A 12,266-nucleotide genomic window follows, 5' to 3' on the forward strand; every position below is an offset into this window, starting at 1 on the left:
GCCCTCATGACCGGGAACGGCACCGCAGCAGAACCCTGGCAGCTCGTCACGCCACCCGGGAGCTCCGCCTACACGATGTACCGCGACGATGAGGCGACACCCCCGGCCCTGGTGTGCACGGTGGGCTCGACGAAGCTCTCGTACGATGCACGCGCCATCGACGATCTGCACGCCTGGCTGGTGGAGAAGGGCGACTGGGTCGACCTGGGGGCGGCCGATGAGCAGAAGTCCGCCAAGGAGGGCACCGTCGAGGCATGGGCCCGGGCATCCGATAACCCGCTCGGTGGTTGGTACGGGCTGCGAAAAGGGTACCGGGGCCGTTTCGGCCTCTACCTGCCGCCGTTGCTCGAAGCGCTGGGGCTCGCCGAACTCACGCACGACCCCCGCAACAATCGCATGCGCGCGCGACCACCCTTCGAAAGCTGACCGAAAATGCAGGGCCAGCGGTCAGCCTGCCCGCACTAAACTCGCCTCATGGATGAGCCACTTCTCAGCTCGCTGCGCCGCGCGATCGACTCATCGCCGAACGATGTTCACCTGCGACTGCATCTCGGTCAGCTGCTGTTGAAGAGCGGGGCCGCGGCCGAAGCCATCACGATGGCGGCCAGCGTTCTGCAGCTGGCGCCCGAGAATACGGATGCTCGGCAGCTCATGACCGATGCGCTCGCTTACCCAGCGAACGTCGCGCCGAGCCCCGCGGCCGCGGTTGACCCCGAGCCTGTCCCCTCGGCTCCGATCGCGCCCACGACTGCTTCTGTGTCGGCGCCACCCGGCGCCCTTACCCCCTCGCCGTCGCCGTCGCCGTCGCCCGAAGCCGATCGCCCTGCCGCAGCTGAACCCGCGCGCACTGATCCCTCCGCCGCAGACGCGGCAACCCCTTTCGCCACTGAACACGCAACACCCGCCGCTCCCATCACGCCCCCCGACTTCGACTGGAGCGCCGCCGAGAACGACGTTCACGACCTCGCCCAGCCGATGTTCGTCGACAGCTCCCCCACCGTGGCCCCCGGCACCTCGTTCGACATCGAGCGCTCGGTGATCACCCTCGCCGATGTGGGCGGCATGAAGTCGATCAAAGACCGCCTCAACGCGGCATTTCTGGCTCCGCTGAAGAACCCCGAGCTTCGAAAGCTCTACGCCAAGAGCCTCAAGGGCGGCCTGCTCATGTACGGGCCGCCCGGCTGTGGCAAGACGTTCATCGCCCGCGCGGTGGCGGGTGAACTCGGCGCCCACTTTCTCTCGGTGGGCCTCGCCGACATTCTCGACCCGATGCTCGGCAACAGCGAGCAGAACGTGCACGAAGCGTTCGAACTGGCCCGGCGCGAGGCACCGTGTGTCATTTTCTTCGACGAGATCGACGCTCTCGGCCAGCGCCGCAGCCAGACCCGCAACAGCGCCCTTCGCGGAACCGTGAACCAGTTGCTCACCGAACTCGACGGGGTCGCAGACCAGAACGAGAGTGTCTTCGTTCTCGCCGCGACCAACCAGCCGTGGGATGTCGACCCAGCGCTTCGGAGGCCGGGCCGGTTCGACCGCACGGTGCTGGTGCTGCCGCCCGACCTCGAAGCGCGGGAGAGCATCTTTCGCTACCACCTGCAGCACCGACCGGTGGAGGGCATCGAGCTGCAGGCTCTGGCCCGGGCATCCGGGGGTCTGTCGGGAGCTGATATCGCCTACGTGTGCGAGGTCGCGGCCGAACGTGCACTCATCGACAGCGCCGCCAGCGGAACGGTGCGCATGATCACCATGGCCGACGTGCAGGGTGCACTGAAAGAAGTGGCCCCCTCAACGTCGAGCTGGCTCGACAGCGCTCGCAACGTGGTGTTGTTCGGCGACGACGACGGAACGTACGCCGAACTGAAGGCCTACCTGAAGAAAGCCAAGCGCCTGTGATCGGCGAAGACGCCGCGCTGGCCCACGCCCGCACGTACCTGTCGATCGGCAAGCCGGTCGAGGCCCTGCGAGCTCTGGCCGCACACCTCGCGACCCATCCCGACGACGACCGGGGCCTCTGCCTCGCGAGCCAGGCGCACCTCGTAGCCGGCGAACCCGCCCGGGCACTCGAGACAGCCCAGTCGGCCGCTGAACTCAGCGCTGACAACGAATGGGCGTGGCGTCTGATTGCACTGTCTCTCTCGAAACTGGGCCGGCACGACGACGCCCGGCAGGCCGCCCAGACCGCCCTCGGGCTGGCGCCGCAACTCTGGGTGACGCACGCCCAGGTGGCGCAGGTCGACATCGCGGCCCGGCACATCACCCCGGCGGCCGAAGAGGCGGCCCGGCACGCCGTCGAGCTCGCTCCCCTCGAACCCGATGCGCACCTCACAGTGGGCAACATCGCTCTGGCCAAAAGGCAGTGGGCAGACGCCGAACGGTCGTTCAGGGCGGCACTCACACTGGCACCCGAGCACGCGGCCGCACGCAACAATCTCTCGCTCGTCATGCTGCGGCAGGGGCGGGCCGGCAGTGCGGCGGCGGGGTTCGTCGACATTCTGGCGGCCGACCCCGGCTCGGCCGTGGCCGTTCGCAACCTGCGCGCGGTCGCTGCGGTGGCCCTCAGGCGCATCCACTTCATTCTCTGGGTGGCCTTCGCGGTGGTGACGGTAGCCTTCAGCGGCAACCGTGATCCGGGTGACTCGGCCGTCTACGGGCTCGTCTGGACAGACTTTCTGGCGCTCGTGGCGGTGGTCGCGGGCATCTTCGTGGTCGTCTACATCGTACGTCTCCGCCGGGCTGCGGGCGCACGATTCGCCCAGTTCGTACAGAGCGTGCCGCGCATCGATCGACTTCTCACCGCATGGGCGGGTCTGCTCGTGGCCGACTTCGCCCTGATGGTGGCCGCATGCTTCACCTCGGTCTACGTGGCCCAGTTGCTGTATCTGCTGGCCGGCGCATTTCTGGTGGCCGGCTCTCTCGTGGTCGTGGCCCGCCGCAGCCGGGCCCGAACGGCGAACTAGGCGAAACCGGGCGGGCAGAGCGGTGGTCGACAGAACGGGTGACGAGACCGGCGACGAGGCCGGCGGCGTGCCGGGCGGCGCGGATGGCGAGACCGGCCGTGAGACGAGCGAGACCGAACGCGTACTCGAGCTGGCGGCGGCCTACGTCTCGGCCGGTCGGCACCGGGAGGCGCTGGCACTTCTCGGCCCGTATCTCGCCGGTCACGCCGACAGCGAGCGCGCACTCTGCCTTGCAAGCCAGGCTGCTCTCGGCAGCGGTGACCCCGAGCGGGCACTCCGCGCGGCCGAACGGGCCCTCCAGCTGAACCCCGAGAACGAGTGGAGTTGGCGGCTCGTCGCCTCGGCGCTGGCAAAACTCGGCCGATTCGACGACGCCCGCGAGGCCTCTTCGGTGGCGCAGGGCCTCGCTCCGGCCTCGTGGCTGGCACACCTCAGCCTCGCGCAGGTCGACGTCTTCGCCCAGTGCATCACCCCCGACGGCGACGCGGCTGCCATCGAAGCAGTGCGGCTGGCACCCCTCGAACCCGACGCCCATTTCATGAGCGCCAATGTGGCGCTGGCCAAGAACGACCTGCAGGGCGCCGAGTCGGCGTACCGCACCACCCTCCGGTTGAATCCGCAGCACACCGCGGCCCGCAACAATCTGTCGGTGGTCATGCTGAGAAGCGGCAGGGCTGCAGACGCCGCCGGAGGCTTTCTCGACGTTCTCGCCACCGACCCGACCTTCGCCCTTGCCCTGCAGAACGTGCGTGCCGCTTCGTCGAACGCCCTTTCGCGGCTCTTCCGACTCTTCGCCATCGCCACGACGCTCGCCGGCTACGCCCTGGTCATTCTGCTTCTTGAGCCTCCTCTCACCGAACAGGCTCAGCTGGTGGTTCAGTGCAGTCTTCTACTGGTGGCCGTCGTCTCGGCCGCCGCGGTGGTGATCGACCTGGTGCGCCTGCGCCGCACGACCGGAAGGCGGCTGTACGCCTACCTGCTTCATTTGCCGCGCATTGATCGGTACTCCACCGGGTTCGTCATTCTGTTCGTGCTCGTCTACGGGCTGATGGTTACCGCATGCTTCACGGCTCTGCCCCAGTCGACCCTTCTGTACGGGGCCTGCTGGGTTCTTCTGGCCGTCTCTGCGGCCGTGAGTGGAGCGCACGACAGCCGTCGTCAGAAGAGCCGGCGACCGGGTGCCCGGCACCAGCATTGACCCAACACACAGTCGCTCGATAGCCCACTCATAGCTCGGCCTCCTAGCGTCGACGGGTCAGTGAACGAAGGGGTCGTGCGTGCCGGTCAACGTCTACGAAGAGCAACTGCGCGGTCTGCCGAAGAAGGAGCGCAAGGCGCTGGCCCGCGAGATTGCGCGCATTCAGCGCGAAGACGAGCGCCGGCGAAAGAAGCGCAACACGATCATCCGGCGCACCAGTCTCATCACAGTGGGGGTCGTTCTGCTCGCGGTCGCCGCACTGGTCATCGTGAACACCGTTCGCGCGGGGCTCGTGGGGCCGGCGAACATGGCCAGCGACGGAATCGTGTTCAGCGGCGACGGCACGAATACGACCGCCGCCACAAGCGCTGCCCTGCAGGCCGGCCAGCAGCCCACGGCGACCACCTTCAACCCCACCAGCGGGGTGCTGACCGTGGTGCTCTATGTCGACTACGCGAGCGCCGACTCCGCAACCTTCGAGAAGGCGAACGCCACGACCGTGCAGGGCTGGGTGACCTCGGGCTACGCAACGCTCGAGCTGCACCCCGTTGCGCTCAGCAGCACCGACGGCAACGATGCGTCGACTCGGGCCGCGAACGCTATCGCCTGTGTCGCAGAGACCTCGCCGAACAGCGTGCTCACGGTGCACAACGCACTGATCGCCGACCAGGCCACCATCGCGAGCGCCGGGGTGAGCGACTCCGATCTGGTGACGTTGGTGACGAAGGCGGGGGTGACCGACGCGGCTGTCAGCTCATGCATCACGTCGAACCGGTACGACAGCTGGGTGAAGGATGCCTCGGCGCGGGCGAAGGCGGGCATCCCGAATGCCGACATCACGGCCGTCACGACCTCCCCCACGGTGATCGTCGACGGGTCGACCTACACGGGAGCGCTGAGCGACGCCACCGCGTTCGGCACGTTCGTCAGTGATACGTACACGAAGAACACCCCGGCCAGCACAGCGACACCCACGCCGACTCCCACGCCGACCCCGTGACCGACATCAGGCGCAGGGTGAACACCCAGCAGTCTCGGGCATTCTGAGGAGATGTTCCGTCGGCATCCCGTTCTCAGCGCGATCACCCTCGCGTACCTGGGCGTGGTCGCGTGGGTGACTCTCGGCCCGCAACCGCTCGACGACAAAGCACAGGGGCTGCTCTACCAGGTGTTGAGAGTGTTCAGCCGTCACACTCCGACAGAATGGATCACCTACGACCGGGTGGAGTTCATCGCCAACATCGCCATGTTCGTGCCGGTCGGGCTGTTTTTGCTGCTGTTGTTCGGCCGGCGGCAATGGTGGCTGGCCATTCTGGTCGGGTTTCTCATGACGGTGTCGATCGAGACAGCCCAGCTTTTTCTGCCGGGGCGCGTGTCAGACGTGCGCGACGTCGTATCGAACACCTCTGGTGCAACGGTCGGGGTACTCGTGGGGCTCGTTCTCACAGCGAGCAAGGCCCGCCGACTCAGACGGGCACGGCAGCCGCAGCGCGCCTGAACCTGCTCAGTCGTTCGGTGTGTCAGAACGCCGGCGGTGTTGCAGATACACGGTTCCGGCACCGGCGACCATGAGCAGAAGTGCAAGCACGCCGCCACCCACGAGGAATGTCTCCGAAAGACCTGTTGCGGCCAGCCCCGAGGTGGCGGCGACTGTTGCCGCTCCTGACTGCACGGGGTTTGGTGACAACACCGGGTCTGGTGACAACACGGGGTCTGGCGTCAGCACGGGGGCCACGACTGCCGGGAACGCTGCCGCGATGAGCGGCTCGAGCAGGCCGGCCATGTATGCGACACCGGCTGGGTTCGGGTGCAGCGAGGTGGGGGCGATCACTTTGGTCACGAGATCGACGGTGACGCCGTTGACGTACGGATCGACAGTGGCACAGGCGGTGTGCGCGAGCGAGTTTTCGAAGACGGGCACGAAGGTGAACCCTGCGGCCGCCGCCGCGGTGGCGGTCACCGTGTTCAGCGCGGTCTCGACTTGATGGAGGAACACGGTGTCGGTGATGCCGAAAGGAAAGCTGTTCGGGTGAGTGATGTCAGTGAAACACGCCGTCGGCGTAGCGGGCGTGTTGGCCGCATCGGGCGCGATGCTCGGGTAGCCGAGAACGAAGATCTTGGCGTTGGGCGCTGCGCTGCGAATGGTTTTGTAGGTGTCGGCGATGGTGCTGGCGAGCGAGCCGGCAATGGAGCCGATCAGCTTGGAATACACCGGCGCACACGCCGTCGCATTCGGAACTGCGGCCGGGGGGAAGAGCAGCGGCCCCTTGTCTGCCGAAGCTGCAGCGCAGCCCTGGGCCACCGAGGCGAACGTGAGACTGTCGTTGCCACCTACGGTGATCGTGACGACGTCAGTCGACGCAGAGAGGGCACCGATCTGCGCCGGCACCGCGTAGCTGGTGCTCGTCGCGGGGTCTGTCACGACCTGCGCGTCGCTGACGACGTTCTTCGATTGCGCCCCGCTGCAGGTGACGTCGGTGAGGTTCAGACCCAGAGTGGCGGCCACCTGGTGCGGAAAGTTCTGCTGTGCCTGGCCACAGCCGGGCAGCGACGTCGTCTCTGGCTCGATGCCGAGCCCCGACGAGTACGAGTCACCGAGAGCCACGTAGTTCAGCCCCGCGGTCGGCAGCGCACTGGCATCGGTGCGAACCGTTGCGACTGCTGCGCCCGGCAGACTCGCTGCCGTCGCGGTCGGCGCCAACGCCAGCACGGAGACAGCCACCACGGCAGCGGCCAGCGCGAGTGCGGTTCTGCGGGGTGCTGTCAGAGAGCGCGGCGTGCGAGACGTCATTTTTTCCTTTGTGCTAGACAAGCAGCTTCACGATAGCCGCCACACTATCAGCGAACGCGCAGCCGCCGAGGTGTACGTCGTCACCGGGCCGCCAGATAGTCCCGGGCGAACCCGAGGTACGCGTCAGCGATGCGGGTGCGCGCCTCATCGGCCGACACCGTGCCGGCGAGGTGCTCGGCGAGGGCATCCCACCAGATGCTCCGCCCGATCGCGAAGCCGACGAAGCCCTGCACGGGCGCCGCAACGTTCAGCCAGTGATCGAGCTTCTCGGCGGGAGCGTGCCTTCCGAGCACGATGCACTGCGCCGAGCGGCCCCCGCGCACGGCGGCACGGGCCACGGCTTCGGCTCCGGCCGTCTCGTCGAGCCCTTCGATCTTCCAGAGCGCCGGCTCGACCCCGCGGTCTTGCAGGTACTCCATCACCTCGACGGTGAGCGCGGGGCGCAGCTCCCGGTCATACCGCTCAGTGTCACCGTCGACCCGCGCGAGGTCGGCGTCGCCAGCCGGAACGAGCAGCTCGAGAATGAGGGGCCGCCCCGCGCTGGCCGCCCAGGCCGACACCGCGGCGAGCTTTTCGGCCTGTGCAGCGCGGTCGGCGGCATCCAGAGCCGGATTGTCGCGCACCAGAACTTTGCTGTGCGTGGCGCGAAAGAACTCGGCGTGCGCCTGCCACTGGTCGCCGTATGCGAACTCGAACCACGGATGCCCGCTGGCCTCGAGCGGCATCGTCAACGCCACGGCGCCACCCGACCCGGCGGCCAGCTCCGCCGCCGAAGCGCCGTACTGCTCGTCGATCAGCAGCCCCGCCTGAACGCCGTCGGGCAGCTCGGCCGACGCGGCGAGCACCGCTTCGTAGATCAGCAGCTTGTCGGCCACGATGCGCGCGGCCTCGGTGGGGGTGGCTGGGGCAGTGAGCTTGTAGAGGTCACGCTCGAGGCTGTCGCGGTGGTCGGCAGCGAGAATGAACAGCAGGGTGGTGTCGGAGCCGGCCATGGGTGGGTGCCTCGTCTTCGTGGGTCTTGTGTGTCGTCAGGGTTCGTGCGTCACAGCCTACGAGCCTCACCCGGGCGACGCGAGGTGCTTCGGAGGCGGTTGACACCGGCCGCCCCGGCCTCGGCGAACGGTAGAATCAGGTAATGCCTCCCGCCTCCACCGTTGCCCCCGAGCGCGGTTGGGTAGCCCGGCTCTGGGCGTACATGCTGCGCCATCGGCTGAGCCTCACCCTCGCCCTCACGGGCGCCCTGCTCGGCAGCGCCTGCCAGGTTGTGGTGCCACTCGTCGCGCGGCAGATCGTCGACAACGTCATTCTGACGCCCAGCACTCCCCTGCTGCCCTGGCTCATTCTGCTGCTGGCCCTCGCCGCGGCCACCTTCGGCTTCGCGTACCTCCGCCGGTACCGCGGCGGGCAGGTGGCGCTCGAGGTGCAGAACGACCTGCGCAACGACATGCACGACCACCTGCAGTCCATCGACTTCGCCACACTCGACACACTCTCGACCGGGCAGTTGGTCTCGCGGGCGAACTCCGACTCGGCGCTGGTGCAGGGGCTGCTCATGATGCTGCCCATCGTGAGTGGCAACGTGATTCTCATGCTGCTCTCGCTGGTGGTCATGTTCATTCTGTCGTGGCCGCTTGCACTCGTCGCCCTCGTGGTGACGCCGCTGCTCTTCCTCATTTCGTACCGCATGCGGTTGAAGGTGTTCCCGGCCACGTGGGACGCCCAGCAGCACGAGGGCGACGTGGCCCAGATCGTCGACGAAGACGTCACCGGCGTGCGGGTCGTGAAAGCGTTCGGCCGCGAGAAGCACGAGGTCGACCGTATGGTGGCCGCGTCGAGCTCGCTGTACGGGTCGCAGATGCGGGCGGTGCGCATCCAGTCGCGCTACCAGCCGCTGCTCGAAGCCGTGCCGACCCTCGCGCAGGTGGCCGTGCTCGCGTTCGGCGGCTGGCTCGCCCTGAACAACCAGTTGACCATCGGAACCTTTCTCGCTTTCTCTGCCTATGTCGCCCAACTGATGGCGCCGGCCCGGCAGCTCGCCGGCATTCTGACCATCGGCCAGCAGGCGCGGGTGGGGGTCGAGCGCATCTTCCAGCTGCTCGATCGCAGGCCGGCGATTCGGGATGCCCCCACCGCCGTCGCCCTGCCCGCCGGTGCTGGCGGGTCGATCGACTTCGACGACGTTCGGTTCGCGTACGGCACTTCGAGCGGTGCCACCGGCGCCGGCACTTCGAGCAGTGCCACCGCCGCCGACGCAGCGAGTGGCACTGGCACTGACGTGGGCGCCGCTACCGCGCCGCACACCGTTCTCGACCACTTCGATCTGCACATCGCCGCCGGCGAGCGCGTGGCCATCGTGGGCCCGAGCGGCAGCGGCAAGTCGACCGTCGCCGCCCTCATCTCGCGTTTCTACGACCCCGCCGCAGGTGCTGTGCGCGTCGACGGAATCGATGTGCGCGGCCTCACTCTCGCGTCGCTCCGCCGGCAGGTCGGGGTCGTGTTCGACGAGAGCTTCCTGTTCTCCGACTCGGTGCGCTCGAACATCGCGTACGGCCGGCCGGATGCGTCGCAGGCCGACATCGAGGCGGCGGCCCGCATCGCCCAGGCCGACGGGTTCATCGCCCGACTGCCGCGTGGCTACGACACCGTGGTGGGCGAGCGCGGGCTGAGCCTCTCCGGTGGGCAGCGCCAGCGCATCGCCCTGGCCAGGGCGATTCTCTACGACCCCCGCATTCTGATTCTCGACGATGCCACGAGCGCCATCGACGCGAAGACCGAAGAACTCATCCACGACGGGCTGCGCGACGCCCTCGGTACCCGCACGGTTCTGCTCATCGCGCACCGCGAATCGACGCTGCACCTGGCCGACCGCATCGTGGTTCTCGAACACGGGCGCGTCAGCGACAGCGGCAGCCACGACGAACTGCTCGAACGGAGCGCCACGTACCGCAGCCTGCTCTCGGGTCTCGACGACGACTCCGCTGCCGCTGCGGCGGGCGCCGCCGATGGGCGCATCGAGGTTCTGGCGGGGCTTGCCGCGCGCGACGAGATCCGCTCCGACGACGACACCGAACTCGGCGACGAGGCCCGCGACTCCCGCGCGGGGGCGGCCACCGGGGGTGGCGGGCCCGCGCTCACCGAGTCTGCGTGGCGGAAGCCCGGCGGCAGCGCAGCCCACGCCCACGCATCCGGCGGCGCGGCCGGCGGAGGCGGCAGCCTCGGTGCCGGGCTCGGCGGCGGTGGGGGTGGCCGCGGCGGTGGCCGCGGTGCGGTCTCGTTTCTCGCACCGACCCCCGAGCTGCTCGCCAGCGTGGCGGCGCTCGGGCCGGTCACCGATGTTCCCTCGCTCGACCTCGACCACGAGACCCGGCGTGATGCGCGCTTCAGCCTGGGGCGGCTGCTGAGGGAGTTCAAGCGTCCGCTCGCGTGCGGGCTCGTGCTGGTGGTCATCGACGCGGTGGCGGGGCTGCTCGGGCCGGTTCTGGTGAAGACCGGCATCGACAACGGCGTGCAGGCCGGCAGCGCGGCCGTGCTCTTCGGGGCATCCGCTCTCTATCTCATCGTGGTGCTCGCCGATCTGCTCGATCAGATCGCTTCGACCTTCGTCACCGGCCGCATCGCCCAGCGCGTGATGCTCTCGCTTCGCGTTCGCATCTGGTCGCAGCTGCAGCGCCTCTCACTCGACTACTACGAACGCGAGATGGCCGGGCGGGTGATGACCCGCATGACCACCGACGTCGACCAGTTCGAATCGCTCATTCAGAACGGGCTGCTCTCGGCGCTCGTCTCGGTGGTCACCTTCGTCGGGGTGGGGGTGGCGCTTCTCACGGTGAACCTCGAGCTCGGGCTCTGCACGCTCTCGGTCGTGATTCCGCTGGCCATCGCCACGGTCTGGTTTCGCAACCGGTCGTCGCGGCTGTACGACGAGTCGCGCGACCGCATCGCCGTGGTGAACGCCGACTTCCAAGAGAGTCTCTCCGGCGTGCGCGAGTCGCAGGCGTTCGTGCACGAGGCCGAGACCATGAAGCGCTTCCACGGCTTCGGGCGGCAGTACCTGCAGTCACGCGTGGCGGCGCAGAGGCTGGTGGCCACATACTTTCCGTTCGTCGGCTTTCTCTCGGGGGTGGCCGACGCCATCGTGCTCGGTGTGGGGGCCGGCCTCATTGCGAGCGGGCAGCTCACCTCGGGGGCGCTCATCGCGTTCATCCTGTACATCGACATGTTCTTCTCGCCGATTCAGCAGCTCTCGCAAGTGTTCGACTCATGGCAGCAGACCCGCGTTTCGGTGGGGCGCATCGCGCAACTCATGCAACTCGAGACGCTCACCCCCGCCGCTTCGAACCCGGTGAGCGCCGGGCGGCTCACCGGTTCCCTGGTGCTGTCGAACGTGCACTTCGCCTACCCCGCGGCCCCGGATGCCCGGCCGGGCTCCCCACGCCCCAAGACCGCCGCGCGGCGAGGCCCCGCCGACACCCGGGAGCTGGTCAGCGCCGACGCGGCCGTTCGCCGCCCACCCGAGGCGCTGCGCGGAATCGACCTCGTCATCGCCCCGCACGAGACGGTCGCACTCGTCGGGGAGACCGGCGCCGGCAAATCGACGGTCATGAAGCTGCTCGCCCGGTTCTATGACGTCGAATCCGGCGCGGTGCTGGTCGACGGACTCGATGTTCGCTCGCTCGACCTCGTGGCGTTCCGAAAGCAGCTCGGTTATGTTCCGCAGGAGGCGTTCCTCTTCACCGGGTCGGTGCGCGACAACATCGCGTACGGGCGCCCCGACGCGAGCGACGCCGACGTTGAGGCCGCTGCCCACGATGTGGGAGCGCACGAGTTCATCGTCGAGCTCGCGGGTGGGTACCTGCACGAGCTCAGCGAGCGGGGCCGGTCGCTGTCAGCGGGTCAGCGCCAGTTGATCGCGTTGGCGCGGGCGCAGCTGGTGGATCCGGCCATCCTGCTGCTCGACGAAGCGACCTCGAACCTCGACCTCGCCACCGAGGCGCGCGTCACGGCGGCCATGCAGCGGGTATCGGCCGGGCGCACCACTATCGTCATTGCGCACCGCCTGCAGACCGCGCGGGCCGCCGACCGCATCGCCGTGCTGCACGCCGGCCGCATCGCCGAGGTCGGATCGCACGACGACCTTCTCGCCGCCGGCGGCCGCTACGCCGCCATGTGGACCGCTTTCGTCTCAGCCGAGCGCGGCGCCGCCGCCTGAGCCGCCGCCGGCCCTCTCGATGACGGGGGCGAGGCGGGAGGCGGGGCGGGAGGGCCGGACGGGCGCGGGCCGGATGCGACGGGGGTCAGTACTGGGCGGGCCAGACGAAGG

At 68.5% G+C, this 12,266-nt stretch carries 9 protein-coding genes; 7 read left to right on the forward strand and 2 right to left on the reverse strand.

Annotation, left to right across the window (positions count from 1 at the left end; all coding sequences use genetic code 11):
* The first annotated feature begins 6 nt into the window (after positions 1 to 6).
* The 6 genes from QN358_RS16010 to QN358_RS16035 all read left to right on the forward strand — a co-directional run bounded on the left by QN358_RS16010 (position 7) and on the right by QN358_RS16035 (position 5,653).
* Positions 7 to 426, forward strand: coding sequence for a DUF6855 family protein (locus QN358_RS16010; protein WP_136642766.1), 420 nt, complete (start codon positions 7 to 9; stop codon positions 424 to 426).
* Between the two features lie 48 nt (positions 427 to 474).
* Positions 475 to 1,893, forward strand: a complete 1,419-nt coding sequence (locus QN358_RS16015) for an AAA family ATPase (RefSeq protein ID WP_323512942.1) — start codon at positions 475 to 477, stop codon at positions 1,891 to 1,893.
* Positions 1,890 to 2,957, forward strand: a complete 1,068-nt coding sequence (locus QN358_RS16020) for a tetratricopeptide repeat protein (RefSeq protein ID WP_161580443.1) — start codon at positions 1,890 to 1,892, stop codon at positions 2,955 to 2,957. The genes QN358_RS16015 and QN358_RS16020 overlap by 4 nt, the downstream gene beginning before the upstream one ends.
* A gap of 22 nt (positions 2,958 to 2,979) precedes the next feature.
* Positions 2,980 to 4,155 carry a tetratricopeptide repeat protein gene (locus QN358_RS16025; RefSeq protein WP_136642763.1) on the forward strand — a complete coding sequence of 392 codons (1,176 nt, stop codon included), beginning with the start codon at positions 2,980 to 2,982 and terminating at the stop codon, positions 4,153 to 4,155.
* Between the two features lie 79 nt (positions 4,156 to 4,234).
* The gene (locus QN358_RS16030; protein WP_136642762.1) at positions 4,235 to 5,155 is read left to right on the forward strand and encodes a DsbA family protein; all 921 of its coding nucleotides are present in this window, start codon (positions 4,235 to 4,237) and stop codon (positions 5,153 to 5,155) included.
* 51 nt (positions 5,156 to 5,206) lie between these two features.
* Positions 5,207 to 5,653, forward strand: coding sequence for a VanZ family protein (locus QN358_RS16035; RefSeq protein WP_136642761.1), 447 nt, complete (start codon positions 5,207 to 5,209; stop codon positions 5,651 to 5,653).
* 6 nt (positions 5,654 to 5,659) lie between these two features.
* Here the strand turns inward: QN358_RS16035 and QN358_RS16040 are convergent, their stop codons facing one another.
* Both QN358_RS16040 and QN358_RS16045 read right to left on the reverse strand, forming a co-directional pair.
* The gene (locus QN358_RS16040; RefSeq protein WP_136642760.1) at positions 5,660 to 6,946 is read right to left on the reverse strand and encodes an SGNH/GDSL hydrolase family protein; all 1,287 of its coding nucleotides are present in this window, start codon (positions 6,944 to 6,946) and stop codon (positions 5,660 to 5,662) included.
* An 80-nt stretch (positions 6,947 to 7,026) separates the two neighbouring features.
* Positions 7,027 to 7,938: a 2-deoxy-5-keto-D-gluconate 6-phosphate aldolase domain-containing protein gene (locus QN358_RS16045; protein ID WP_136642759.1), complete on the reverse strand. Its 912-nt coding sequence runs from the start codon at positions 7,936 to 7,938 to the stop codon at positions 7,027 to 7,029.
* 143 nt (positions 7,939 to 8,081) lie between these two features.
* Here QN358_RS16045 and QN358_RS16050 point away from each other — a divergent pair, with 143 nt between their 5' ends.
* Positions 8,082 to 12,155: an ABC transporter ATP-binding protein gene (locus tag QN358_RS16050; protein WP_323512943.1), complete on the forward strand. Its 4,074-nt coding sequence runs from the start codon at positions 8,082 to 8,084 to the stop codon at positions 12,153 to 12,155.
* The last annotated feature ends 111 nt before the right edge of the window (positions 12,156 to 12,266 follow it).

The sequence above is a fragment of the Subtercola sp. RTI3 genome (assembly GCF_035018625.1).
In the GTDB taxonomy this organism is placed as follows: Bacteria; Actinomycetota; Actinomycetes; order Actinomycetales; family Microbacteriaceae; genus Subtercola; species Subtercola vilae.